This is a genomic window from Blautia aquisgranensis (assembly GCF_040096615.1).
In the GTDB taxonomy this organism is placed as follows: Bacteria; Bacillota; Clostridia; order Lachnospirales; family Lachnospiraceae; genus Blautia_A; species Blautia_A aquisgranensis.
In genome coordinates, this window is the sequence record NZ_JBBMEJ010000013.1 from 44,101 (window position 1) to 68,809 (window position 24,709).

Genomic DNA, 24,709 nt, shown 5'->3' on the forward strand with positions numbered 1-24,709 from the left:
CTATCCTCTTTTCTGCTGTTCTGTCATTTCTCCGGAATTCTCCCGGAAACGGTTGATCTCATCTTTCGCCGGACGTTCCAGATATCTGGCGTTTCCGCCGCTGTAGAGAAGCCGGTCATTTCCGGAATTGGTCTGTCCGATCACTGCAGCCATGATTCCTTCCCTTCGAAGCTCCTGCACAAAAGCATCTCCGCCTGAGATTCCCAGAAGGATACTTCCTCCGGATAGAAGCTTATAGGGATTCACATCAAAGATCTCACAGATCTCGATGGTTTCCTGACGAATAGGCACAGTCCGAAGATCTACTTCCAGTCCTACCCCGGAAGCCTCAGCCATCTTCCAGAGTGCGGCAAGAAATCCACCTTCGCCCATAAGGTATCTGGCACTGGCACCAGCTTTTTCCGCCATTTTCCAGACTTTATTGTTTTCTTCCAGCCTTCCGGTTCCATATATCTCCGGAAGTCTTCTGGCATCCTCCAGAAAACGTTCTGCAAAAAATTCTCTCAGCTTCTCATGCCGGTTCTCTGTGAGCCATGCAGTTCCTTCCGCTGCCACAGCTCCTGCAACGATCAGCTCGTCGCCCGGCTTAAGAATTCCGTCTATTTCCGCTTGTAATGCCTCGAGGGCTTTTTTCCCAAGTTTCATACGTATCGCCTTAGTAAATGATCAGCGAAAGCACAGTCGGAACTACCATTGCAAGAACCAGAATAACTGCAATGATCGCTGTGATCACTTTTCTTTTTTTTGGATCAAACATTCCCATAATTTTTATTCACCTCATCTGTAATATCCGTTAATTTCGCATTGTTGGTCAGCGGATCCCTGTGCATATAGTCGAAAAGAAACTTTCTTCCATCCCGGAACACTTCGATATGTGCGGTTTTCGGAATTTTTTCTGCTTTCCGGTAATCCCAGACCAGGCGCTCATACGGCTTCTGATCTGATGCAAAGGATGGTCTGCTTTTCAGATTTTCTCTGAGATAAAGATCCAGAACCATCACATCTGAAAGTCCTTCCTGTGGAATCTCGCTGTGTTCCCCGGCAAATTCCATAAGGATCTCATAACGTCTCATTCTGGAATGGGAGATCTCGGAATATCCCTTCTTCTCATAAAATCTGCCCAGTGCCTCGTACATCTGGAACGGATCTTCAAAATACTGTTCCAGAAATACAAGGGTATTTTTGAACTGACCACTATTATAATACACTTCCACCATACTTTCCACCATTTTCAGCTTCAAAATTTCGCCATAGTCAAGCCACGCTGTGGAAAGTACCTCATATGGTTCCCTGTCTTTATAAAGGATCTGGTATTCTTCCGTCATCTCCATCATATGAGATCCTTTAAGCACCTTCAGAAAACCAAGCTGGAACTGCTCCGGACGCATAGCATACACATCACAGAAGGATTTGTGAAAGCTCTCGTAATTTTCATACGGAAGGCCTGCGATAAGATCAAGATGCTGATGGATATTTCCAAAGCTGTGGATTCTGTCCACAATCATCCGCAATTTCTGAAAATCCATGGTTCTGTGTATCGCTTTGATCGTCTCCGGATTGGTAGACTGCACACCGATCTCCAGCTGGATCAGTCCCGGACGCATGGTTTTCATCAGAGCCAGCTCTTCCTCACGGAGAAGATCTGCCGAAATCTCAAAATGAAAATTCGTGATTCCATTATCATGCTCTGTGATATATTTCCATATTGCCATGGCATGATCGTGCTTGCAGTTAAAGGTACGGTCCACGAATTTCACCTGCGGAACTTTATTGTCGATAAAAAACTGCAGCTCTTTTTTCACCAGCTCAATATCGCGAAAACGGAGCTTCTTATCTATAGAAGAAAGACAGTAGCTGCAGGAAAACGGACAACCTCTGCTGCTCTCATAATAAATGATCCGGTTCTTAAACTCTGTAAGATCTTTATATGCAAAAGGTACTTTGCTTAAATCCATCAGCTCTCTCCAGCCTGTGTGTACGATATTCGGGACATCCAGCTCATCACGGAATGCCACACCTTGGATCTCTTTCAGATTTTTGGGATTCTTCTTAATATAATAGCCTGCCAGCTCATGGAAAGTTTCTTCGCCTTCTCCTACCATTACACCGAAAAACGCTGGATTTTTCCGGAGAAATTCCCTCGCATCATAGGACACCTCAGGACCACCTGCCCAGAAATCGGTCTCCGGAAGAATTTTCTTCAGGTCCGGAGCCAGCTCCTTTACAAAAGAAATATTCCAGATATAGCAGGAAAAACAGACAACATCCGGCTGCTCCAGATAAATATCTTTCAGAATCTCATCCCGGATCTGATTGATCGTATATTCCCGGATCACGACCTGGGGGCTGTATTTACCTGAACAGGATTTCAGATTATATACCGCCAGATTGGAATGTATATATTTCGCATTGCATGCTGCAAGTAAGATTTTCAAATTTATCTTCTCCTTGATTTTATTCTTTTCGATTTCTGATTATAACGTTCCTTTCTGCGGATGTAAAGTAAATCGTACGTTGTGTTTACCCCCGAATCAGAGTATAATTAGTTACTACTTACAAAATTTTTATATAAGGAGTACGATTTAATGGACAGAAACAGCTGTCTGAAATATTTTCAGACCTTTCCTTTCTGGGAGCATATGACAGAAACAGATCAAAATTTTCTTCTTGATAATATCCATGAGCTTCATTATCCGGCAGGTGTTGCCGTACAGTCTGAAGAGAAGCAGTGTCTGGGAACCCTTTTTCTCCTGAAGGGAGTTTTAAGAGTTTACCTTCTCTCCTCCCAGGGAAAAGAGGCCACGCTGTACCGTTTAAGGGACAATGAAATCTGTACGCTTTCTGCCTCCTGCATGCTCTCAGCGATCACCTTTGATGTACAGATTGACGCCGAAACAGACTGTGTTCTTCTGCTTCTGCCTGCAGTACCTTTTTCCAGACTTATGAAAAATAACATCTATCTGGAAAACTTTATCTATAAACTGACTACCGAGCATTTTTCCGATGTAATATCCGGAATCGAGCGGACGTTTTTTCTGACGCTTCCACAACGAATTGCTGCATTCCTTCTGGATGAAGCCGCAGATACCGGTTCCGATGAGCTTCTTCTTACCCAGGAAGCAATCGCGCGCTCCATCGGAAGTGCAAGAGAAGCGGTCAGCCGCAGTCTTAAAAAAATGAGCAAAGACGGCTCTATCCAGATCTCGCGGGGATCGATCCGCATTCTGAACAAAAGCCGTCTCTATGAAATGATGAATACTTTATGATTTTTTACTGAAGTGCTTCCTCAAGTGTTGCCTTCGGTGTCAGTCCAACATAACGGGCTGTCTCCTTGCCGCCTTTGAATACAAGCAGTGTAGGAATGCTCATGATCTTATACTGCTGTGCAATGGATGGCTCCTTGTCTACATCAACCTTGCCAACTTCATATCCGGCCTCTGCAAGCTCTTCTACGATCGGAGCCTGACGTCTGCACGGTCCGCACCAGGTAGCCCAGAAGTCTACCAGTACCGGTTTCTCTGCATTTAATACCTCTGCCTCAAAATTGTCTGTTGTAAAAACTTTTGCCATGATAATTATTCCTCCTTATTTTTCATGAAAAACCTGATTCTATTATATATTTTATACAGCTATCAGTGTGTGCAATTCTCCAGAAGCTATGCCTGCTCTTTCAGAAGCTTCCGCACATACTGACAGGCGGAAAGGCCTGCCTGTGCTCCGTCGTGAACAGCCTTGGCTACCTGAAGAAGACCGCCTGTACAGTCTCCGGCTGCGTACAGCCCCGGAACTGTAGTCTCCATATCTGCATTGACCTTTATATTGCCTTTTTCATTGAGCTCAGCTCCGATCTGACGGGCCATCTCTGAGCTTCCCGCTGTGCCAAGTGCTACAAAAACACCCTCAGCCGGTTCAAAGGACGTAGCCTCTCCTCCTGCTTCCTGCATACTCATATCACTCTCCAGACGGATTCCGGATACCCGCTCATCGCCTTCAATTGCCTGGATCTTCATGGTATTTACATCAATGGAATTCTCTCTGGAAAATTCAGGTTTCTTTCCATCGGTAAAGATCGTTACATGAGAAGCTGTATGGGAAAGTTCTTCTGCTTCATGCAGAGCAAAGTCGCTGTTTCCAAGAACTGCAACTTCTTTGCCGCGGTAGAAAAACGCATCACACACTGCACAGTAGCTGACACCCTTTCCTTCAAATTCCTTCACACCCGGAATCTTCGCAGTGGCTCTCTTGCTTCCTGTTGCAAGTATCACACTTCTTGCCTCAAGATCACCTGCTGTAGTCTTCACCTCAAAGGTATCAAAGCCACCCATTCCCACAACCTGGGCATCCAGGATCCGAACGCCAAGTGCTCTGGCCTGTTCCAGTCCTCTTTCAAAGAGCTCTTTTCCGGAAAGAGGCTTCTCAAGTCCATAGTAGTTCTCAATCTTCTCTGCTTTTTCCAGGGAACCGATCCCTGTATTTATGATCAGCGGATCCATATTTCCTCTTGCTGCATAAAGTGCAGCTGAAATACCTGCCGGACCTGCACCTATGATAATGATATTTTCCATTTCAGACACCTGCTTTCTTCTTCGTTCTTTGGAATCTGTTCTATAATATACACTCTGCTGCTGCCCATTTCCGTGACCTGGTCACTTTTGTACTGAAATCAGTAATATTATATCACATTTCCCAGGTTCTACGCAGCCTGAAATCTTGCACCTGTTTCTCTTCTATGCTATTATTATAACAGTTTGTCCGAAATAATCAAAACCATTTATAAGGAGATTTACATACATGAGAAATTTTGAATATTTTGCCCCCACACGGGTCATCTTCGGAAAAGATACACACCTTCAGATCGGCACTCTTCTCAAAGGGCAGAACTGTCATAAAGTGTTGATTCATTATGGCGGACACAGTGCAGTGAAATCCGGACTGATCGACGAGATCAAAAAAAATCTTGATGAAGCCGGTATCGCCTATGTCACTCTGGGAGGTGTTGTTCCCAATCCGCGTCTCTCCAAGGTAAGAGAAGGAATTGAACTCTGCCGCAGGGAAAATGTGGATTTTCTGCTTGCCGTAGGCGGCGGAAGTGTAATTGATTCCTGTAAGGCAATCGGCTACGGGCTTGCCAATCCGGAGACTGATGTGTGGAAGTTCTTTCTCCGCACCGAAACTCCGAAAGCCTGTCTGCCGGTAGGTGTCATCCTTACCATCGCAGCTTCCGGAAGCGAGATGAGCAACTCCTGCGTTATCACTAATGAAGAAGGCTGGCTGAAACGAAGCACTGCGCGCAACGATCTCTGCAGACCGCGTTTCGCCATTTTAAATCCAAGACTCACCTATACTCTTCCTCAGTATCAGACTGAGAGCGGCTGCGTTGATATCCTGATGCACACAATGGAACGCTATTTCGTAAACATCGAAACCATGGAGATCACAGACAGTATCAGTGAATCTCTGATGCAGACTGTGATCTACAACGCACGGATCCTTATGAAGGAACCTGATAATTATACTGCAAGAGCAGAGATCATGTGGGCAGGAAGTCTTTCCCACAACGGGCTTACCGGATGCGGGACCGGTGGCGGTGACTGGGCATGCCACCAGCTGGAGCACGAGCTTGGCGGAACTTATGATGTGGCTCACGGTGCCGGTCTTGCCGCTCTCTGGGGAAGCTGGGCACGCTATGTTTATGAGGCTAATCCGGAGCGTTTTGCCCAGTTTGCAACGAATGTGTTTGAGATTCCATGCAGCCTTGATTTTAACAAGACTGCTCTTGCCGGTATTGAAGCCATGGAAGATTTCTTCCGTTCCATCCAGATGCCGACCAGCCTTCATGAGCTTGGCCTTGATCTCTCAGAAAAAGAAATTCACGACCTCGCATTCAAATGCAGTTTCGAAGATACGCGTACCATCGGTGTATTCCGTCAGCTGAATATGAAGGACATGGAAAAAATCTATCTGGCAGCAAGATAAAGCACGATAAGATATTGCAGATGTTTTTACGAAAATCAGATTTTTTGAAAAAACATCTGCAATTTTTTTATTTTTCCGCTTGCAATCCACACATAAATGTGTTAAAGTAACAAAGTACTCGCAAGAGCACATGCCCAGATAGCTCAGTTGGTAGAGCAGAGGACTGAAAATCCTCGTGTCGCTGGTTCGATTCCGGCTCTGGGCATTATTTTTTTGTCCAAAAAAAGACTGCCTTTCCGCTTTAGGCAGTCTTTTTTAGTATAGTTTTTTGTTTTTTACTGAAGCAGATAAACCTCCGTGTAGAATACACCTTTCTGTTCTGCTTCTGCGTGCGTTGCCACATACACATCAATACAGTTGGTACGGATCGCGCCACCACAGTCCTCTGCAACATACACCTGACCATTGATAACTATCTTAGAACCATACGGAATCTGACTCGGATCTACAGCGATCGTACGGTTAGTCGTTGCTGTCACACCTGTGGATGTGATTCCATTAGACCACGGTCCACAACAAATGCTGCAAGGACAGTAATGGGTAACACGGAAAGTTCCAAGTGGCTTCAGTGTTGCATCCGAGGAAACCGATATCGGAGTTCCCTCTTTAACACCTTTCGCTGTTGAATCAGAACCGCCCGTAGAAGTCACGCCATCCACTGCCTCTGCAAAAACTCCCTCTCCGGAGCTCTTGGTAAGGGAACCTGCTTTTGTCTCCTTTTCCTGTTCTGCCTTAGCTACTTCTGTATCCTGATATCCTTCCAGAGCGTTAGTTGGAATATATCCTGTCTGTTCCGAGCCGCTGTCATCCGTATATACGATCCGGCTCCAGATGTCATCGACTGTTCCTGTTCTTTTAATCTCATCGTCCTGAAGAACTTCTCCAACAACTTCTCCGTCTTTTCTGCCTGGATAATCCAGGATATCGCTATCTTTCGCCGCTGTGACAGTATCTGTAAATTTATTCACAGTTTCCGTATCACTGAGCACGTCGTCCTGTACATAGCCAATGATCTTATCCTCGCCATCTTTCTGAAATGTGACCTTACTCCATCCATTATCACAGACCGCTACTCTCTCCAGCTTCGTTCCCAGAAGCACAGATCTGAGCTCTGTACCGCTGTCCCCCGGATTCGATCTGATCACTGTATTTTTCGCTGTAACGTAAAGTGTGTCTGTTTTCGCCAGCGCATTTACTGTATTTCCTGCCCCATCATCGATCTGAAACTGCTGGGGCGTTTTTTTCTCCTGTGTATATGTATTCAGTGTAGCCTCATATCCCGGCACCTCTGCGGATGCTGATACGGGAAACAATACGGAAGCACACAAAATAACTGCAAGAAGCCTTTTTCGCATAAAAAATCCTGCCTCCTTTTTTCGGCATTCTGCTGTTTGTCCCGACTATCATAGCATATCATATCGTATTTTGCAATTTTACAGGGTCATCTTCAGAAATTTTTAACAAAAAGATCACATTTCTTAACTGGTCAAATCTGTACACAGCAGTTACAATATTCTTATGAATACAAAAACGAAAAATCCCAAACTCACAAAAAAACAGCGTCAGCTTCTCCGTGTACGGCAGGTACGCAGACAGAAAATCATGCTTGGCTGTCTCTTCCTGGTGATCATTGTCTGCCTCATTTCGCTCTTTATGCGTTTTCCGTCCAGGCAGCAGAATGCTTATCAGATCAATTCCTCATGCGAATCCTACCGGGACGAGGTAACTGCCGAAGCTGCACAATATGGCATGTCCGATTATGTGGATCTCATCCTGGCTGTTATGATGCAGGAGAGCTCCGGACATGGCAATGACCCGATGCAGTCCTCGGAAGGCTCTTATAATACACAATATCCGCAGGAACCTAACGGGATCACGGATCCTTCCTATTCTATTGCCTGTGGAATACAGGAGCTGAAATACGCGCTTGATAAAGCCGGCTGCACCAGTCCTGATGATCTGCCGCATATCCGGCTTGCTCTCCAGGCCTATAATTTCGGTGCGGATTCCTATTTTTCTTATCTCGAAAAAAATGGGGAAACCACCTGGACTGCTGAAAGTGCTCAGGCTTTTGCACAGATGGCCAGCGGCGGTAAGGAACGGGACGAAGATGATCCTCTCCACGATCCGGCCGGACCGTGGGCATATGGCGATCAGTACTATCCGGATCATGTACTGCGTTACTATCACACAGACAGCGAAGCGTAATCGTTACTGTTTTTTACAAATTTTTTCAAAAAATCGAAAAAAATATTTGACATCCGCAAAAAACTATGATAGTATATATCTTGTCGCTGAGGGAAACGCCTCAACCGATAAGGCATATGCGATAGTGGCGTAGTTGGTAACGCGCGACCTTGCCAAGGTCGAGACCGCGGGTTCGAGCCCCGTCTATCGCTCTTTTGAACTCTGTAGATTACAGAGTTCTTTTTTTGTCTAAAAAAATCTGTACCTCCCAGATTCTTTTTGTTTTTACTCAAAAATATCCCGGATCAAAGCTTTTCTTCTGCTTTCGATCCGGGATCGTTTTTTATCTTAATGGTAAAATTTTAGTGATGGAACAGTCTGATTCCTGTAAATGCCATTACCATTCCATATTTGTTGCATGTCTCGATAACTGCATCATCACGGACAGATCCACCTGGCTCTGCGATATATTTCACGCCACTCTTATGTGCACGCTCGATGTTATCACTGAATGGGAAGAACGCATCAGAACCAAGAGTTACATCGGTAAGGCCATCCAGCCATGCTCTCTTCTCTTCTTTTGTAAATACCTCCGGTTTCTCTGTGAAAGTTTTTTCCCAGGTGCCATCAGCCAGAACATCCATGTACTCATCACCAATGTAAACATCGATCGCATTGTCTCTCTCTGCACGTGTGATGCTGTCTTTAAATGGAAGGTTCAGTACTTTCGGGCACTGACGGAGATACCAGTTATCTGCCTTCTGTCCTGCAAGACGTGTACAGTGAACACGTGACTGCTGTCCTGCACCCACACCGATCGCCTGTCCATCTTTTACAAAGCATACGGAATTGGACTGTGTATATTTCAGAACAATCAGGGAAACCTTAAGATCTCTCTTCGCTTCCTCTGTAAGTTCCTTATTCTCGGTTACGATATTGGCGATCAGTTCGTCATCAATGGCAAGCTCCTGACGACCCTGCTCAAAAGTAACACCAAATACCTGTTTATGCTCCAGTGGTTCCGGAACATAATTCTCATCGATCTGGATCACATTGTAGTTTCCTTTTTTCTTCTGTTTCAGGATCTCCAGTGCTTCCTCTGTGTATCCTGGTGCGATAACACCATCAGAAACCTCTCTTTTGATCAGCATTGCGGTATCTTTGTCGCAGACATCAGAAAGAGAAATGAAATCACCAAAAGATGACATACGATCTGCGCCTCTTGCTCTTGCATACGCACATGCGAGCGGCGAAAAATTCTTCCAGTCCATATCATCTACCCAGTAGATCTTGGCCAGTGTTTCTGTAAGAGGAAGTCCGATCGCTGCACCTGCCGGAGATACATGCTTGAAAGATGTTGCTGCCGGAAGTCCGGTTGCTTTCTTAAGATCACGTACAAGCTGCCAGCCATTAAATGCATCCAGGAAATTGATATATCCTGGTTTTCCGGAAAGTACCTGGATCGGAAGATCACTTCCGTCTGCCATGTAGATCTTAGATGGTTTCTGATTCGGGTTGCATCCGTATTTTAACTGTAATTCTTTCATGGAAAAAATCCTCCTTTTTGACGATGACGATTACTTTTATTTATTCTTGTTTACAATTCTGGATTCATATTTACCGGTCTCAATGTCAATGAAACGTACAAACAGTGAAACCTTGTTATCCTGGTTCAGGCTCTCCCAGAGGAGCTTCGTAAAGTTATCGATATCGTTCGGGATCTCTACCGGCTTCGGCTCTCCCTCAAAACTTGGAAGCGGATTTCCATCGCATTTATATGTGTGAATAAAACGTCCCTGTCCCGCTGCTGCATTCTCATAAGCAAAAGTATAACGGAGACAGGAATCCGGATCTCCCTGATTGCTCTTTAAGATGGACATTGCATAGTTAAATTTACCATTTTCAACATGAAGCACACCGGAAATACGAGGTGTATAGTTCGGTGCATCCGGCTCAAACTCTCTTGTACGGAGAGACTGTTCAAAAGTAAGTTGTCTGTCCATTCCCTCATAAATAGTATCTGTCTGGTCACCATTCGTCACAATGGTCTTATTTCCAAGAACACGCACCGGCGCATAAATGATCAGGCTCGGATCTGTAAGCTTGGACGGGTCAAAAGCCTGTGTGCGGATTCCTTCACCATCCTCCACAAAAATACGGTTTCTGCTGTTCTCGCTTCTTCCCATGATGAAGTATGCTGTGACTGCATGCTTTCCATCAGCGGAACGGCCGATCACGATTCCTCTTCCCGGATAGGAATTCTCTTTCAGTTCTTTCTCAAGTGAAAATGTAGTCATTTTTCACAATCCTCCTTGTCTGTTATAAGGCCCGGTGCTCCAGGTAGATTACAAAAAAACCGCCTGGGCACCCCGTTATCAGGCGCCCAGGCGGTCGGCTTCTCAATTCGCTGCACTCCCCGTAGGTAATCCTACTCTCCGCCAGTCATGCAGCTTCTGGTGTTATACTACAATACTTCTTCTGAATTTTCAAGTCCTAATTTTCAGAAATTATTTTTTCGCATATATTATTTTCCCTGTAATGCGTAATCTTCCTGAATCTGTGCGGCAATATCTTCCTTCATCTGGATCCAGGCATCCGGATTTTCCACATAATATTTCGGGCAGTCTTTACCTGTGACATCATAATGACGGATCACCTGATCTGTTCCAAGTCCAAAGCGGGTGCAGAGCCACGCTGTCAGCTTCACAGCCGAGCTGTAGGTCGCGTCATTAAACTGTCCTGTTTCGTCAGGATGGCAGCATTCGATGGATATGGTATCCACATTTCTGGAATTGGTGGCATAGGACATCTCGGAAGTCGGGATACACTGTACCACCTCGCCTTCCAGTCCTACTACAAAATGACTGCTCACCTTATTCTCCTGCGTTGTGGCAAGATTTTCAAAATAATCTCTGTTAGACATTGCTGTGGAGCCGGGATTCGCCGTATAGTGAATAGCTATATAATTCACCTGTTCGATGGGCAGCTGAGGTCTGGAATAGGGATTTGGTGTCAGAAGCTCCACGTCTATATACGGAGCACCTTCTTTTTGCCACTGCTCAGGGCCACTGGATTCGTTATCTCCTGAAGAACCATCATTCTGCCCGGCATTCAATTCATTCTGCTCCAGACGCATCTCAAAAAATCCGTATCCCACTGCACAGACAGCGACTGCTACGATCACTACTATGAGGATCAGCACCATACGCTGCAAAATATTTCTCCTTCCCTTTCTGTGAGAAGTTCTCTTCTTTCCGGCAGTTTTGGCTGTTTTTTTGCTCTGGGTTTCCGAAGAGGCTTTTTTTACGGAAACAGGCCGCCCGCTATGGGACGGCCTGGGTGACTTCTTAACTGTCTTGCCTGTTTTTCCTTTATTATTCATCTACACTGTAGTTCGGAGCTTCTTTTGTGATATGGATATCATGCGGATGTGACTCCTTAAGAGATGCAGCGGAGATCTTGATGAATCTGCCTGTTGTCTTAAGCTTCTCGATGTTCTCGGCTCCACAGTAACCCATACCGGATCTTAAACCACCGATCAGCTGGAATACAGTATCTTCAACATGTCCCTTGTATGCAACACGTCCCTCAACACCTTCCGGAACAAGCTTCTTGGCATTCTCCTGGAAGTAACGGTCTTTACTTCCGTTCTCCATGGCTGCAATGGATCCCATTCCACGGTATACTTTGTATTTTCTTCCCTGATAGAGCTCGAATGTTCCCGGGCTCTCATCACATCCTGCGAACATACTTCCCATCATGCAGACATTCGCACCGGCTGCGATCGCCTTGGTAATATCTCCGGAATACTTGATACCTCCATCTGCAATGATCGGGATTCCGTAACGGTCTGCAACCTCATAGCAGTCCATAACAGCTGTTACCTGCGGTACACCGATACCTGCAACAACTCGTGTTGTACAGATAGATCCAGGTCCGATACCAACCTTAACTGCATCTACACCAGCCTCGATCAGAGCCTTGGTAGCTGCACCTGTTGCAACGTTACCTGCAATAACCTGAAGATCAGGATATGCTGCCTTGATCTCGCGTACTGCTCTTAAAATATTCTCAGAATGTCCATGTGCGGAATCAATAACAATAACATCAACGTTAGCCTTCACAAGTGCATCCACACGTGCAAGTACATTCGCTGTGATACCTACAGCAGCACCACAGAGAAGACGTCCCTGTGCATCCTTGGCTGCAAGCGGATATTTGATCTGTTTCTCGATATCCTTGATGGTAATGAGTCCTTTTAAATTAAAGTCGTCATCTACAATGGGTAATTTCTCCTTACGGGATCTGGCAAGGATCTTCTTGGCATCCTCAAGTGTGATTCCTTCCTTGGCTGTGATCAGTCCTTCTGAAGTCATGCACTCCTTGATCTTTCTGGAGAAATCTGTCTCAAACTTAAGATCACGGTTCGTGATGATACCTACAAGCTTTCTGCCTTCTGTGATAGGAACACCGGAAATACGATATTTCGCCATAAGATCATTTGCATCTTTCAGTGTATGCTCCGGTGAAAGATAGAACGGATCTGTGATAACACCGTTCTCAGAACGTTTAACCTTGTCAACCTCTTCTGCCTGTGCCTCGATGGACATGTTCTTATGGATGATACCGATACCACCCTGTCTGGCCATGGCGATTGCCATTCTGTGCTCTGTAACTGTGTCCATTCCCGCACTCATCATGGGGATATTCAGCTTTACTTTCTTGGTTAAATACGTTGAAACATCAACCTGATTCGGAATTACTTTAGAATAAGCCGGAACCAGCAGGACGTCATCAAACGTAATGCCTTCACCAATAATAGTACCCATTGCATTTCCTCCCTTGTGTAAGATATTTTTTAAATTTGTGAACTAGTGTAACAAAAAACAAGATACGTGTCAATCTAAAAAAACTTTACTTGGCGCTGAATTTTTCATGGTGTTGGCCAGATGGTCATCCAGCTCCAGGATTATTTTGCAGGTTTCTCCGCCGTCTCTGGTGATCATCGCATAACGCTTGTGATCCTCAATACCGGAGGAAAAATCCATTGTTTTCATCTTCTGATTGCCGTTGTAATAATCCATTCTGTGGGATTTCAGCGGTGCCACAAGATCTGCATCGGAAAGCTGAAGAGATTTCACTCTTTTTCTCTTGGATTTTGACATGATCATGTCGATATCCAGCTCACCATTGACAAAAAGATACTCGTATTCCAGATCTGTCTTCGGTATCACAAAATAACATGCCACACCAAGAGCGATCGCCGGAACCAGCAGAAGTCCGTTAAAAACAAGGCCTCCCAGAACCATGATCACAGTCAGCACAATAAGACCGTATTTTACAACAAGATCCTTCGCTGTCTGCTGCTTCTTTACCAGAAGCTCTGAATATAAGTCACTCATTTGCTTCTTCCTTTCGTAATTTACTGACTTTTTTTGATTATAACACAAAAAGAGAGCCGCGTCTATGACGCAGGCCCTCTCATTTTGTGAATTATTTCACCTGCTCAGCTGATAATTACATCATTCCCATTCCCGGGTTTGGTGCCGGAGCAGGAGTATCCTCTTTGATTGTGGAAACTACAGCCTCTGTTGTAAGGAGTGTAGATGCAACGCTTGTAGCGTTCTGCAGAGCACTTCTTGTAACCTTGGCCGGGTCAAGAATTCCGTTCTCAACCATGTTTACGTATTTCTCATTCAGTGCATCGAAGCCTGTACCTACCTCAGACTCTCTTACTTTGTTGATGATAACAGAGCCTTCCAGTCCTGCATTTGCAGCGATGTGGAACAGAGGAGCCTCAAGAGCTTTCATGATAACAGCTGCGCCTGTCTTCTCGTCTCCCTCAAGTGTTGCAACAAGTTTTGCAACCTCTTTGGATGCGTGGATGTAAGCAGATCCGCCACCTGCGATGATACCTTCCTCAACAGCTGCTCTTGTTGCTGCAAGAGCATCCTCAAGACGAAGTTTTGCTTCTTTCATCTCTGTCTCAGTAGCAGCACCTACACGGATAACAGCTACACCACCAGCCAGTTTTGCAAGTCTTTCCTGAAGTTTTTCTTTATCGAACTCGGATTTTGTCTCCTCGATCTGCGCACGGATCTGAGCAACACGTTTTGCGATGGCATCTTTATCGCCAAGGCCGTCAACGATAACTGTATTCTCTTTTGCAACCTTAACGGATTTTGCACGTCCGAGCTGCTCCATTTTAGCTTCCTTCAGATCAAGACCGAGCTCGTCAGAGATCACCTGTCCGCCTGTCAGGATCGCGATATCCTGAAGCATCTCTTTTCTTCTGTCACCATAGCCAGGTGCTTTAACAGCTACTACCTGGAAGGTTCCTCTCAGTTTGTTAACGATCAGGGTTGTGAGAGCCTCACCCTCAACATCTTCTGCAATGATGAGAAGCTTTGCACCAGCCTGAACAACCTGCTCAAGAAGCGGAAGGATCTCCTGGATGTTGCTGATCTTCTTATCTGTGATCAGAATATACGGATCATCAAGAGTTGCCTCCATCTTCTCCATATCTGTAGACATGTATGCGGAAATATATCCACGGTCAAACTGCATACCTTCAACAAGGTCAAGCTCTGTATGCATGGTCTTGGACTCCTCAACAGTGATAACACCATCCTTGGAAACCTTCTCCATAGCGTCTGCAACCAGCTGTCCAACCTGCTCATCACTTGCAGAGATTGCGGCTACATTAGCGATCTGAGCTTTTCCGTTGATTGCCTGGCTCATGTTCTTGATTGCTTCTACTGCAACATCTGTTGCTTTTTTCATTCCTTTTCTGAGGATGATCGGGTTCGCTCCTGCTGCCAGGTTCTTCATTCCCTCATGTACCATTGCCTGTGCAAGTACGGTTGCTGTTGTAGTACCATCACCAGCTACATCGTTTGTCTTGGATGCAACCTCTTTGATGATCTGAGCACCCATATTCTCGAATCCGTCCTCAAGCTCGATCTCTTTTGCAATGGAAACACCATCGTTTGTGATAAGCGGAGCACCGAAAGATTTGTCAAGTACTACATTTCTTCCTTTCGGTCCAAGTGTTACTCTTACTGTATCGGCAAGTTTGTTTACACCAGCCTCAAGTGCTGCTCTTGCTTCTGCGCCGTATTTAATTTCTTTTGCCATGATCAAATGACCTCCTGTTTATATTTATATACGATAAGCTGTTTATATTATTTAATAATTGCAAGGATATCTTCCTGTTTAACGATGATGTAATCTGTTCCATCCATCTTAACTTCTGTTCCTGCATATTTGGAGTAGATAACAGTGTTTCCAACTTCTACTTCCATCTTAACTTCTTTACCGTTTACAACTCCGCCAGGGCCAACTGCGATAACCTCTGCCTGCTGTGGTTTCTCCTGTGCCTGTCCCGGAAGTACGATTCCGGATGCTGTTGTCTCTTCTGCTTCAACCTGTTTTAATACTACTCTGTCGCCTAAAGGTACTAACTTCATGATCTATGTTCCTCCTTTATAAGTTCCATTTTTCGCTTGCTAGCACTCACTTTCTACGAGTGCTAATCACTATGGCTATATTAGTTAATTTCACGTTTTTTCGCAACTCTTTTAATATATAGTTTTTCTGATGTATACTCTTGTTTTCTCTTTTATTCTCTTGTTTTCTCTTATTTTCTTAATTTCATTATTTATTTTGTTTTTTTCTTAAGCACTGCTTATTGCTTTTCGCAGCCCGCCGGTACTTACCTTATTCCGTTAAAAAAAGAGACCTCCCGGTGATAACGGGCAGTCTCTTTCGTCACGTGCTTCATTCTATCTGGTCAAAACATTTAACCTTATGCCTTCTTATTTCTCTGTGCTTTGATCTCCTCAAGTTCGTCAAAGATCACTTCGTTGAGAACCTTGATGTAGGTTCCCTTCATTCCGGAAGAACGGGATTCGATCACGCCTGCACTCTCGAACTTACGCAGTGCATTTACGATCACAGATCTTGTGATGCCGACTCTGTCAGCGATCTTGCTGGCAACAAGGATTCCCTCATCTCCATCCAACTCATCAAAAATGTGAATGATTGCTTCAAGCTCTGAGAAGGACAGTGTACTGAATGCAGATTTCACGATCTGCTGTTTCCTGTCTTCTTCGGCATTCTCATCATGAACCGCACGCATCATCTCCAGGCCTACGACTGTTGTGCCGTATTCACTGACAATGATATCCTCAATATCATAAGGATGATCATTGCGGTACATGAACAATGTTCCCAGTCTCTCACCTGCAATATCGATTGGATTCACGATTCCCTGATAGTTTCCGGGTACATGTTCGAAACCAAGTGTCTGGAGATTAACATTCTCCTTTGTGGAAAGAACGCCAAGAAATCTTTCGTTCAATAACGGATCGATGTGTCCGCCAATCTTATCGTCGATCAATTCTGTGATCTCATCCACACCCGGACAAATACTAACTCCCAGAACCTTACCTTTCTTACTGAGTACCAGGATATTGGAACTTAAGGTTTCCATGAGCACCTGGCAAATGTCGTTAAACACTACCTTGCTTGAACTACTGTTATGCAGAAGCTTGTTGATCTTTCTAGTTTTATCTAGCAACTGAACGCTCATTTTTTCCTCCTTTCACTTTCGTACCTTGAAAGAAATCGTTTTTCTAGTCTAATATTACACGTTATTCTGGAAATTTACAAGACATTTTTATATTTTTTTCATTTTTAACGGGCTTTTCTGAAAATTGGTAGAAAAGCATTTATTCGATCAATCTTCATCTTTTGGCTTTTGTTCCACATATCCGCAGGTTTCCTGGCTGCAAACCAGCTTATTTCCCTTTTCGAGCATATAATTGCCACATTTCGGACATTTCTTAGCGGATGGTTTCTGCCATGACATGAAATCACATTCCGGATTATTCTCACATCCGTAGTATTTTCTGCCTTTTTTCGTTTTTTTCATGACAATTTCACCGCCACACTTCGGACATGAAACACCAATCTTTTCATAGTATGGTTTCGTATTGCGGCAGTCCGGAAAACCAGGGCATGCAAGGAATCTTCCGTGCGGTCCGTATTTGATGACCATGTTGCGTCCGCAGTTATCGCAGACCACATCTGTGACCTCATCCTGGATATCGACTTTCTCCAGTTCTTTCTCCGCCTCATCCACATCATGCTTCAGATCCGGGTAAAAGTTTCTGACAACAGTCTTCCACTGTACCGTACCTGCCTCAACACAGTCCAGAAGTCCTTCCATGGTTGCTGTAAAGTTTACATCCACGATACTTGGAAACGCCTGCTTCATGATGTTATTGACAACCTCTCCAAGCTCGGTGACATACAGATTCTTCTGTTCCTTGGATACGTAACGTCTGCTGATGATGGTTGTGATCGTCGGTGCGTAAGTACTTGGTCGTCCGATTCCCAGCTCCTCCATGGTTTTTACAAGAGAGGCCTCTGTATAATGTGCAGGCGGCTGTGTAAAATGCTGTTCCGGCTTGAGTTCCTTCAGTTTAAGCTCCATGCCTTTTTCCAGGCTCTGGCTCAATACATTGCCCTTCTTGTCATCACCGTCTTCTGTATATACAGACATAAAACCATCAAATGCAACCTTGGATGCTGCAACCGTAAAAGTATATTCTCCGGCGCTGATTTTGACGGATGTTGTCTCGTAACGTGCCGGTGCCATTCTGCTGGCTGCAAAACGTCTCCAGATCAGCTGATAAAGTCTGAACTGATCTCTTGTAAGAGATTCTTTTACAAGGACCGGTGTTCTTGAAATGTCAGTAGGACGGATTGCCTCATGTGCATCCTGTATCTTCTGATTATTCTTCGTGGTCTTCTCTGTTCTGGAAACATAATTCTCACCATACTGTTCTGTGATGTAGGTTCTTGCTGCTGCATCTGCCTCCTCGGAGATACGGGTGGAATCCGTACGCAGATAAGAGATCAGACCAACCGTGCCGCTTCCCTTGACATCAACACCCTCATACAGCTGCTGTGCCAGACGCATGGTTTTCTGTGTGGAAAAGTTCAGTGTCTTAGATGCTTCCTGCTGTAAGGTACTGGTGGTAAACGGCAGTGGTGCATTTTTGATTCGTTCGCCTTTTTTTACCTCGGTAATCTCATATTTACAGTTTTCCAGCTTCTTCAGGATCTCATCCATCTCCTGACGATTTTTGATTGGAAGCTTCTTATCTGTTCCGTAAAATTTGGCTGTCAGCGGCTTCTTTTCCCCTTTTACCTGGAATTCACCTTCCAGGCTCCAGTATTCCTCCGGAATAAAGGAATTGATTTCCTCTTCTCTGTCGCAGATGATACGAAGTGCCACAGACTGCACACGGCCTGCACTTAAGCCTCGCTTTACCTTTGCCCAGAGAAGCGGGCTGATGCTGTAACCAACCATACGGTCCAGCATACGTCTTGCCTGCTGTGCATCCACAAGATTCATGTTCAGCTCGCGGGCCTGCTTGATGGAAGCCTTGACTGCTGTCTTGGTTACCTCGTTAAACGTGATCCTGTGCATTTTTGCAGGATCTGTCTTCAATGCCTGCATCAGATGCCAGGAGATCGCCTCTCCTTCACGGTCGGGGTCAGTTGCAAGATAGATCTTGTCGGCTTTTTTGGCTTCCTTACGCAGTTTGGCAAGAAGCTCACCTTTTCCTCTTATTGTAATATATTTGGGTTCAAAATCATTCTCTACGTCAATACCAAACTGGCTCTTCGGGAAATCCCGCACGTGGCCGTTTGATGCTTCTACAGTATAATTTGCCCCCAGAAATTTTTTTACCGTTTTCATTTTAGCAGGTGACTCTACTATCACCAGATTTTTGGCCATTTTACCTCTCCTAATCTCACTCTGCCTCCCATCCCGTATACTGCAGCTACGCAAAAAGCTCAGAACAGCAGGCAGTTATTCAAGTCTGATATAATGCTGTCTCCCAGTTTCCCTCACAAGTCCCATCACTGTGAGCTGTGCCAGGATACTGGCTGTTTTTCCCGGCGGAAAGCCGGTTTTTCTGATAATATGATCCAGATTTTTTGGTCGTAAATCGAGACAACTATACACCAAATCCAAATCTGTTGCAAGTCCTAACTTGGTTTTTTGCGACAATTTCGTTTTTTTTTTCACAGACAGACCCCATTCATCCAGAAGCACTTCCGGCGAGTATGCGATCCCCGCTCCGTCGTAGATCAGCTTGTGGCAACCACGGCTTAAAGCGTCATTTACAGCACCCGGGATCGCATAAACCGTTTTTCCCTGTTCCAGTGCACATGCTGCAGTGATCAGGGAACCGCTTTTTTCTTTCGCCTCTACCACAAGCACCAGATCCGAAAGTCCGCTGATGATCCGGTTTCTTGCCGGAAAATGGTATGCTCTGCCACCGGTTCCCGGAGAATATTCACTGATGATTCCTCCATTATTCTCCGGAATCCTTCTGTAAATACTCCTGCTGGATGCCGGATAACAGATGTCAACCCCATTTCCAAGCACCGCAAAAGTAGGCGTTCCCCCTTCCAGTGCTCCCTTATGTCCTTCTGCATCAATTCCCGCTGCCATACCGCTGATCACCTGCACTCCGTTTTCACTTAAGTATTTTGCGTAATTAAACGCCTGGATTCTTCCGTATGCGCTGCACATCCTGGCTCCCACGATCGCCGCTGTGGGCTTATCATCTTCCGGAAATCTTCCAATATAATAGAGTTCTTCCGGCATACCAGCAAGGGAGCGTAGTCTTTCGGGATATTCATTACTGTTTTTTGTGACATGTTTTATAGCGGTTTTCTGTTTTTCTTCCATTATAAAGTACCTCCGTTTCCTGTAATTTATGACCAGTATTTTTTATCATAGGCCCTGTATGTCAGCGCTTCACAGATATGTTCTGCTTCGATCTTTTCCGCTTCTTCCATATCAGCGATCGTCCGCGCTACTTTCAGGATCTTATGATATGCCCTTGTACTGAATTCAAACTGCACATATGCCTGTTCCAGAAGCTCTTCTGCCTCTTTTGTCATGATGCAGTATTTTTCAATACTTCTTCCGTCCAGCTCCCCGTTAAAAGAAATTTCTTCTTTCTCATAGCGTCTGCGCTGAATCTTTTGTGTTCTTTCAACTCTCCTGCGGATCTTTTCCGAGCTTTCTCCCCTTTTTTTCTTTTTCATCTCCTGAAAACCGATCGCCGGAACTTCTGTGCAGATATCAATTCTCTCCAAAAGAGGCTGGCTTATTTTTCCCAGGTAATGGGTGATCTCTCCCTGACTGCATCTGCAACGGTTCATATCCGGATAAAACCCACATGGACAGGGATTCATCGCTGCCGCCAGCATAAAGCTCGCCGGAAATGTATATGTCCCTGCTGCCCTGGAAAGATGGATTTCCTTATCTTCCAGCGGCTGACGCAGAATCTCCAGACTTTTTCTGGAGAATTCCGGCATCTCATCCAGAAAAAGGACGCCTCTGTGTGCAAGCGTGATCTCTCCCGGTCCCGGAATCCGCCCACCTCCTGCCAGTGCCTGCGGGGAGCTTGTATGATGTGGACTGCGAAAAGGTCTTTTTCGGATAAGCGGATCTTTTTTTGTGAGAAGTCCTGCCACACTGTAAACTTTCGTGATTTCCAGGCTTTCCTCAAATGTAAGTCGCGGCATGATGGTGGGAAGCCTTCTGGCAAGCATGGTCTTTCCGGACCCCGGCGGACCGATCAGAAGAATATTGTGAAAACCGCTGACTGCAATCTCTGCCGCCCGTCTGGCTCCATCCTGACCGCACACATCCGCAAAATCCACGCCTTTTTCATTTTGGGTATCCTGTATTTCCTCTTCTTCTGTGTTTTCATATCTTTCCGGATCATTAAGACACCGGATCATATCTCCCAGTGTCCGCACGCCGAATACCTGCATATCCCGCACCAGTTTTCCTTCTTTTAGATTCTCCTGCGGAATAATGCAAAAACGAAGTCCCAGCTCTCTTGCACGTATCACTCTTGGAAGGATACCGGAAACGCCATGTATCTCGCCGTTAAGACTGATCTCTCCTACGACCATGATCTGGGCAAGAAGCTCTGGCTTTAAAATTCCGGCTGCCGCAAGAACTGCCGCCGCTACAGGAAGATCAAAGCCAGCCCCTTCCTTTTTCATATCTGCCGGTGCAAAATTTACAGTTACTCTCTTCGGAGGCAGACTGAGCCTGTTATTTTTAAATGCAGTACGCACTCTCTCCTGTGCTTCCCGCACCTGGGCAGACGGAAATCCTACCATGGTAAAGGATGGCAGTCCGTCGCTGACATCTGCCTCAACCTGGATCTCACGTACCTCCATGCCAAAAATTGCTGCTGATAAAACACTCGCAAACAAACGATTCCTTTCTGCGAAAAATTTCGTTCCCGATTGACAAATTTCTCGTCTTTTTTAAAATAAAAGTAAAATTTAGGGAAATTTTCAGATAGACATTTTCTGAATTAAAGAAGATAATAAATTTAGTATAGTCCATTTTGCTCCCTTTTGCAAGGGTGCATTTCGTTCTGATTTATACTTTCTATAGAAAGAAGAGGTGAGCACAATGAAATTTCAGCGTATTCAGGATTTACGTACAGACGCGGATCTGTCACAGAGACAGTTAAGTGAGATTCTTCATATCAGTCAGCGTTCTTATTCCCATTATGAAACGGGATCCCGTAATATTCCTATCGAAATGCTTATCCGGCTGGCAAATTATTACGACACCAGCATTGATTATCTCGTCGGCCGTACAGACCGCAAAAAAATGATCAAATAAAGAAATCCCCGGAACTTATGAATGCTTCGGGAATTCCTGTAACAGGATTCCCGAAAACACTTTAAGTCCGGGGATTCTTTATTTTATATTCTATTCTGTATAATATGTCTCTTCCTCACCATAAGGAATATCATATTCACCGGTCTGCTCATCCGAGCTCTCTGGCTCAGGTACCGGTGTATCTGCTGCCAGTTCTTCCCTTGTCATAATTGATTCTGTTTTCGGATAAGTCAGGGAACCATCCGCTCTTTCATAAGTTTTGACCTTTACATAAAGCTCACCGCTTTTATCAAAAACAAACTCTCCCTTTGCCTTGTTTCCTTCGGAATCCTTAAACCGGAACTGCGTGGCATTTCCTGCAACCTCCGCTGTCACATCCGCCTCTGCTGTCAGGGAATGGTCTCTTCCGTTGACTCTCTTGTAAGTAAAGGAAACCGATTTCAGACTGATCTCATAGATATTGATCGTAGTAAGGCCATCTGTACTGTACCAGGTTCCCTGGTAGTTTTCCGGCGTAAAAGCGGGAAGAATGGTCGGCACCGGAGTCAGGGACGGCGTAGGAGTTGCTGTTGGTACCGGGGTAGCCGTAGCCACCGGCGTTGCTGTCACCTCCGGAATGCTCTCAAGTGCGGCGATCGCCTCCTGCTTCCGCTGTTCCTTTTCAGCTTTGTTCCTGTGTGAAACCAGCAGCATTCCCCCGATTCCTGCCAGAATAAACAGAATGATCAACAGGATCAGTGCTGTTTTCAGCCGCTGCTTTCTTCTTTTTTTTCTTCTCATCTGTATCACCTCTGTTTATCGTAGATTTGCTTTTTTGCTTATTTTTTCTCTTTAATGATACCTTTTCTGTATGCCTCCAGAAGCTGGATCAGCTCACTGATCCTCTCCTTCAGCGCTGTACCTGTATCTGTATCTCCCACCAGTGTACGCTTGTTATTGTAATGAACGGCAACTCTGTTGGACACGATATCCTGCTCTTTTGCCACAGCTTCCTCTGCGGAAGTAAACGGTTCGTGTGCGGAAAGGATCAGTCCATAGGAGTTGTATACAAGTGTGTAGCCTGCAATTCCCGTAACCTTCTGATACGGTCTTGAAAAACCACCGTCAATGACGAGCACCTTTCCATTGCATTTTACAGGACTCTCTCCTTCACTCTGATGAACCGGAACATGTCCGTTGATAATGTGTCCTTTTTCCGGATCCAGACCAAATTCCCGAAGCAGATTATCCACCACTTCCTCATTTTCCAGAAGATGATAGTAAGCGTTTTTTGTCTCCTTATGTGTCTCCTTATCTTCAATAAAATAGCGCTCAAATGTGGTCATCTTATCCTTGCCGAACAGCGGGGAATTCGGCGCAGCCCAGATGTACCACATAATGTCTCTTCCCTTACGCTGCTCATCCTCATCCACGGCAAAAAAAGCGCGGCGCACATAGGTTTCCAGCACATCATACAGCTCTTTTCCCCTATAGGTCTTGCCGTAGATCTGTACCTCTTTCAGGCTTCCGTCTTCATTAAGCGGAATACTTCCATGGAACAGAAGATTTCCGTTATAGGTCTTGTAAAGACCACCCTTGTCCAGAAGAAGACGCACATGATTCTGAAGTTTCTCACAGTTTCGAAACGCAGAATCCAGCCGTTCCATCACCTCTTTTTCTTCTGCACTGAGCTCGTAAGGTTTTTTCCAGTCGATAGTAGGGAAATATGTATCTGTCAGCGGATATTCTTTTCCGTCAGGAAGCGTGATCGTGCCTTTCTTCGGATCGATACGATGAAGCAGGCACCGGTTCTCCATATGGAATTCTTTATGCTTGCGGATCAGCTGTCCCTCCAGCTTGAACTGAATGACTGCGATTGCTTTATGCATCTTCCGTCCCAGTTCTTCCTCCAGGGTACTGTAGGTGTTAGCATCCCCTTTCATCTCAAAGATCTTGCAGGGATCATCCTTATAAGCTTCCATGGCAAAGGTTGCAAGAGGCATGAGATTGATTCCATATCCATCCTCCAAGATATCCATGTTACGGTAACGGATACTGTTCCGGATTACTGTCGCAATACAGGCCTTCTGCCCTGTGGCAGCTCCCATCCATACCACATCATGATTTCCCCACTGGATATCCAGAGAGTGATATTTCATCAGACGGTCCATAATAAAATGTGGCCCCGGACCTCTGTCATAAATATCTCCCAGCACATGAAGATGATCCACAACAAGGCGCTGGATCAGCTCTGCCAGGGCAATGATAAAATTCTCCGCTCTTCCGATCTCAATAATGGTATTTACAATGGAATCATAATATGCCTCTTTATCAAGAACCTCTGCCTTCTCTGTGATCAGCTCCTCGATCACATAAGCATAATCTGCAGGGAGCGCTTTTCGCACCTTGGAGCGTGTATACTTGGAAGCTGTTGTCTTGCACACCTCGATCAGACGGTAAAGTGTGATCTTGTACCAGTTTTCCATGTCCTCTTCATGCTTTTTTACTACCTCCATTTTTTCCTTGGGGTAATAGATCAGGGTTGCAAGAGATCTCTTATCGCTGTTGCTTAAGGTATGTCCGAATACATCATCAATCTTTTTGCGGACTGCGCCGGAACCATTTCGAAGTACATGGGAAAACGCATCGTACTCTCCATGGATATCTGACATAAAATGCTCCGTGCCTTTTGGCAGGTTCAGTATGGACTGCAGGTTGATGATCTCTGTTGATGCCTTTGCAATAGTGGGATACAGTTCTGCAAGCCGCTGCAGATATCTTAATTCTTCTTTCTTCATATTGCCTCCTGGAAGTTAACTG

Annotated in this window: 22 protein-coding genes, 2 tRNA genes and 1 riboswitch; of the genes, 6 read left to right on the forward strand and 18 right to left on the reverse strand. The window is 45.2% G+C overall.

Annotated features, from left to right (window positions below; all coding sequences use genetic code 11):
* Positions 1-645 (reverse strand): AIR synthase-related protein, encoded by a 645-nt coding sequence (locus WMO28_RS11290; RefSeq protein WP_178643819.1) that lies wholly within the window; start codon positions 643-645, stop codon positions 1-3.
* A 104-nt stretch (positions 646-749) separates the two neighbouring features.
* Positions 750-2,435 carry a DUF4080 domain-containing protein gene (locus WMO28_RS11295; protein ID WP_178643817.1) on the reverse strand — a complete coding sequence of 562 codons (1,686 nt, stop codon included), beginning with the start codon at positions 2,433-2,435 and terminating at the stop codon, positions 750-752.
* Between the two features lie 150 nt (positions 2,436-2,585).
* Between WMO28_RS11295 and WMO28_RS11300 the strand changes: the two genes are divergently transcribed.
* Positions 2,586-3,266 (forward strand): helix-turn-helix domain-containing protein, encoded by a 681-nt coding sequence (locus WMO28_RS11300; protein ID WP_178643815.1) that lies wholly within the window; start codon positions 2,586-2,588, stop codon positions 3,264-3,266.
* A gap of 4 nt (positions 3,267-3,270) precedes the next feature.
* Here the strand turns inward: WMO28_RS11300 and trxA are convergent, their stop codons facing one another.
* Together trxA and WMO28_RS11310 are read right to left on the reverse strand one after the other, a co-directional pair.
* Entirely contained in the window at positions 3,271-3,570 is a 300-nt protein-coding gene (trxA, locus tag WMO28_RS11305) for a thioredoxin (protein ID WP_178643813.1), read from the reverse strand.
* Between the two features lie 86 nt (positions 3,571-3,656).
* Positions 3,657-4,565: an FAD-dependent oxidoreductase gene (locus WMO28_RS11310; RefSeq protein WP_178643811.1), complete on the reverse strand. Its 909-nt coding sequence runs from the start codon at positions 4,563-4,565 to the stop codon at positions 3,657-3,659.
* Between the two features lie 226 nt (positions 4,566-4,791).
* Here WMO28_RS11310 and WMO28_RS11315 point away from each other — a divergent pair, with 226 nt between their 5' ends.
* A complete protein-coding gene (locus tag WMO28_RS11315; RefSeq protein ID WP_349057043.1) occupies positions 4,792-5,976 on the forward strand; it encodes an iron-containing alcohol dehydrogenase in 1,185 nt (394 codons plus the stop codon).
* A 132-nt stretch (positions 5,977-6,108) separates the two neighbouring features.
* Positions 6,109-6,181: transfer RNA gene (locus WMO28_RS11320), tRNA-Phe, on the forward strand.
* A gap of 70 nt (positions 6,182-6,251) precedes the next feature.
* Here the strand turns inward: WMO28_RS11320 and WMO28_RS11325 are convergent.
* Entirely contained in the window at positions 6,252-7,331 is a 1,080-nt protein-coding gene (locus WMO28_RS11325; RefSeq protein ID WP_349057045.1) for a 3D domain-containing protein, read from the reverse strand.
* Positions 7,332-7,494: 163 nt separating this feature from the next.
* Between WMO28_RS11325 and WMO28_RS11330 the strand changes: the two genes are divergently transcribed.
* Together WMO28_RS11330 and WMO28_RS11335 are read left to right on the forward strand one after the other, a co-directional pair.
* Positions 7,495-8,184 (forward strand): lysozyme family protein, encoded by a 690-nt coding sequence (locus tag WMO28_RS11330; protein WP_178643805.1) that lies wholly within the window; start codon positions 7,495-7,497, stop codon positions 8,182-8,184.
* A gap of 118 nt (positions 8,185-8,302) precedes the next feature.
* Positions 8,303-8,375 (forward strand) — tRNA-Gly (locus tag WMO28_RS11335).
* Between the two features lie 150 nt (positions 8,376-8,525).
* Here the strand turns inward: WMO28_RS11335 and WMO28_RS11340 are convergent.
* From WMO28_RS11340 to WMO28_RS11390, 11 genes are all read right to left on the reverse strand, one after another.
* On the reverse strand, positions 8,526-9,710 hold the full coding sequence (locus tag WMO28_RS11340; RefSeq protein ID WP_349057047.1) for a phosphoribosylaminoimidazolecarboxamide formyltransferase: 1,185 nt from the start codon (positions 9,708-9,710) through the stop codon (positions 8,526-8,528).
* 36 nt (positions 9,711-9,746) lie between these two features.
* Positions 9,747-10,460: an IMP cyclohydrolase gene (locus WMO28_RS11345; RefSeq protein ID WP_178643051.1), complete on the reverse strand. Its 714-nt coding sequence runs from the start codon at positions 10,458-10,460 to the stop codon at positions 9,747-9,749.
* 77 nt (positions 10,461-10,537) lie between these two features.
* A riboswitch (ZMP/ZTP riboswitch) is annotated at positions 10,538-10,619 on the reverse strand.
* Between the two features lie 68 nt (positions 10,620-10,687).
* The gene (locus WMO28_RS11350) at positions 10,688-11,368 is read right to left on the reverse strand and encodes a peptidoglycan recognition protein family protein (RefSeq protein ID WP_178643054.1); all 681 of its coding nucleotides are present in this window, start codon (positions 11,366-11,368) and stop codon (positions 10,688-10,690) included.
* Between the two features lie 169 nt (positions 11,369-11,537).
* On the reverse strand, positions 11,538-12,992 hold the full coding sequence (guaB, locus tag WMO28_RS11355; protein ID WP_178643050.1) for an IMP dehydrogenase: 1,455 nt from the start codon (positions 12,990-12,992) through the stop codon (positions 11,538-11,540).
* Positions 12,993-13,061: 69 nt separating this feature from the next.
* Positions 13,062-13,565, reverse strand: coding sequence for a DUF6106 family protein (locus WMO28_RS11360; protein WP_178643048.1), 504 nt, complete (start codon positions 13,563-13,565; stop codon positions 13,062-13,064).
* Between the two features lie 115 nt (positions 13,566-13,680).
* The gene (groL, locus tag WMO28_RS11365) at positions 13,681-15,300 is read right to left on the reverse strand and encodes a chaperonin GroEL (RefSeq protein WP_349057050.1); all 1,620 of its coding nucleotides are present in this window, start codon (positions 15,298-15,300) and stop codon (positions 13,681-13,683) included.
* A gap of 47 nt (positions 15,301-15,347) precedes the next feature.
* A complete protein-coding gene (gene groES / locus WMO28_RS11370) occupies positions 15,348-15,632 on the reverse strand; it encodes a co-chaperone GroES (protein WP_015524351.1) in 285 nt (94 codons plus the stop codon).
* A 338-nt stretch (positions 15,633-15,970) separates the two neighbouring features.
* Entirely contained in the window at positions 15,971-16,756 is a 786-nt protein-coding gene (gene codY, locus WMO28_RS11375) for a GTP-sensing pleiotropic transcriptional regulator CodY (protein ID WP_021975897.1), read from the reverse strand.
* 147 nt (positions 16,757-16,903) lie between these two features.
* Positions 16,904-18,976: a type I DNA topoisomerase gene (gene topA, locus WMO28_RS11380; RefSeq protein ID WP_178643044.1), complete on the reverse strand. Its 2,073-nt coding sequence runs from the start codon at positions 18,974-18,976 to the stop codon at positions 16,904-16,906.
* A 75-nt stretch (positions 18,977-19,051) separates the two neighbouring features.
* Positions 19,052-19,939, reverse strand: a complete 888-nt coding sequence (gene dprA, locus WMO28_RS11385; protein ID WP_178643042.1) for a DNA-processing protein DprA — start codon at positions 19,937-19,939, stop codon at positions 19,052-19,054.
* A gap of 26 nt (positions 19,940-19,965) precedes the next feature.
* A complete protein-coding gene (locus WMO28_RS11390; RefSeq protein WP_435376377.1) occupies positions 19,966-21,453 on the reverse strand; it encodes a YifB family Mg chelatase-like AAA ATPase in 1,488 nt (495 codons plus the stop codon).
* Positions 21,454-21,694: 241 nt separating this feature from the next.
* Here WMO28_RS11390 and WMO28_RS11395 point away from each other — a divergent pair, with 241 nt between their 5' ends.
* Positions 21,695-21,910, forward strand: a complete 216-nt coding sequence (locus tag WMO28_RS11395) for a helix-turn-helix domain-containing protein (RefSeq protein ID WP_178643038.1) — start codon at positions 21,695-21,697, stop codon at positions 21,908-21,910.
* A gap of 90 nt (positions 21,911-22,000) precedes the next feature.
* Here WMO28_RS11395 and WMO28_RS11400 read toward each other — a convergent pair whose 3' ends face one another.
* Positions 22,001-22,690, reverse strand: a complete 690-nt coding sequence (locus tag WMO28_RS11400; protein WP_178641732.1) for a hypothetical protein — start codon at positions 22,688-22,690, stop codon at positions 22,001-22,003.
* A gap of 38 nt (positions 22,691-22,728) precedes the next feature.
* On the reverse strand, positions 22,729-24,687 hold the full coding sequence (locus WMO28_RS11405) for a fructose-1,6-bisphosphatase (protein WP_349057052.1): 1,959 nt from the start codon (positions 24,685-24,687) through the stop codon (positions 22,729-22,731).
* Positions 24,688-24,709 lie beyond the last annotated feature (22 nt).

Excerpts from the sequence above, each read along its gene's own strand:
- WMO28_RS11290 (WP_178643819.1), bottom strand. The coding sequence starts at position 645 with ATGAAACTTGGGAAAAAAGCCCTCGAGGCATTACAAGCGGAAATAGAC.
- WMO28_RS11300 (WP_178643815.1), top strand. The coding sequence starts at position 2,586 with ATGGACAGAAACAGCTGTCTGAAATATTTTCAGACCTTTCCTTTCTGG.
- trxA (WP_178643813.1), bottom strand. The coding sequence starts at position 3,570 with ATGGCAAAAGTTTTTACAACAGACAATTTTGAGGCAGAGGTATTAAAT.
- WMO28_RS11310 (WP_178643811.1), bottom strand. The coding sequence starts at position 4,565 with ATGGAAAATATCATTATCATAGGTGCAGGTCCGGCAGGTATTTCAGCT.
- WMO28_RS11315 (WP_349057043.1), top strand. The coding sequence starts at position 4,792 with ATGAGAAATTTTGAATATTTTGCCCCCACACGGGTCATCTTCGGAAAA.
- WMO28_RS11325 (WP_349057045.1), bottom strand. The coding sequence starts at position 7,331 with ATGCGAAAAAGGCTTCTTGCAGTTATTTTGTGTGCTTCCGTATTGTTT.
- WMO28_RS11330 (WP_178643805.1), top strand. The coding sequence starts at position 7,495 with ATGAATACAAAAACGAAAAATCCCAAACTCACAAAAAAACAGCGTCAG.
- WMO28_RS11340 (WP_349057047.1), bottom strand. The coding sequence starts at position 9,710 with ATGAAAGAATTACAGTTAAAATACGGATGCAACCCGAATCAGAAACCA.
- WMO28_RS11345 (WP_178643051.1), bottom strand. The coding sequence starts at position 10,460 with ATGACTACATTTTCACTTGAGAAAGAACTGAAAGAGAATTCCTATCCG.
- WMO28_RS11350 (WP_178643054.1), bottom strand. The coding sequence starts at position 11,368 with ATGGTGCTGATCCTCATAGTAGTGATCGTAGCAGTCGCTGTCTGTGCA.
- guaB (WP_178643050.1), bottom strand. The coding sequence starts at position 12,992 with ATGGGTACTATTATTGGTGAAGGCATTACGTTTGATGACGTCCTGCTG.
- WMO28_RS11360 (WP_178643048.1), bottom strand. The coding sequence starts at position 13,565 with ATGAGTGACTTATATTCAGAGCTTCTGGTAAAGAAGCAGCAGACAGCG.
- groL (WP_349057050.1), bottom strand. The coding sequence starts at position 15,300 with ATGGCAAAAGAAATTAAATACGGCGCAGAAGCAAGAGCAGCACTTGAG.
- groES (WP_015524351.1), bottom strand. The coding sequence starts at position 15,632 with ATGAAGTTAGTACCTTTAGGCGACAGAGTAGTATTAAAACAGGTTGAA.
- codY (WP_021975897.1), bottom strand. The coding sequence starts at position 16,756 with ATGAGCGTTCAGTTGCTAGATAAAACTAGAAAGATCAACAAGCTTCTG.
- topA (WP_178643044.1), bottom strand. The coding sequence starts at position 18,976 with ATGGCCAAAAATCTGGTGATAGTAGAGTCACCTGCTAAAATGAAAACG.
- dprA (WP_178643042.1), bottom strand. The coding sequence starts at position 19,939 with ATGGAAGAAAAACAGAAAACCGCTATAAAACATGTCACAAAAAACAGT.
- WMO28_RS11390 (WP_435376377.1), bottom strand. The coding sequence starts at position 21,453 with ATGGAGGTACGTGAGATCCAGGTTGAGGCAGATGTCAGCGACGGACTG.
- WMO28_RS11395 (WP_178643038.1), top strand. The coding sequence starts at position 21,695 with ATGAAATTTCAGCGTATTCAGGATTTACGTACAGACGCGGATCTGTCA.
- WMO28_RS11400 (WP_178641732.1), bottom strand. The coding sequence starts at position 22,690 with ATGAGAAGAAAAAAAAGAAGAAAGCAGCGGCTGAAAACAGCACTGATC.
- WMO28_RS11405 (WP_349057052.1), bottom strand. The coding sequence starts at position 24,687 with ATGAAGAAAGAAGAATTAAGATATCTGCAGCGGCTTGCAGAACTGTAT.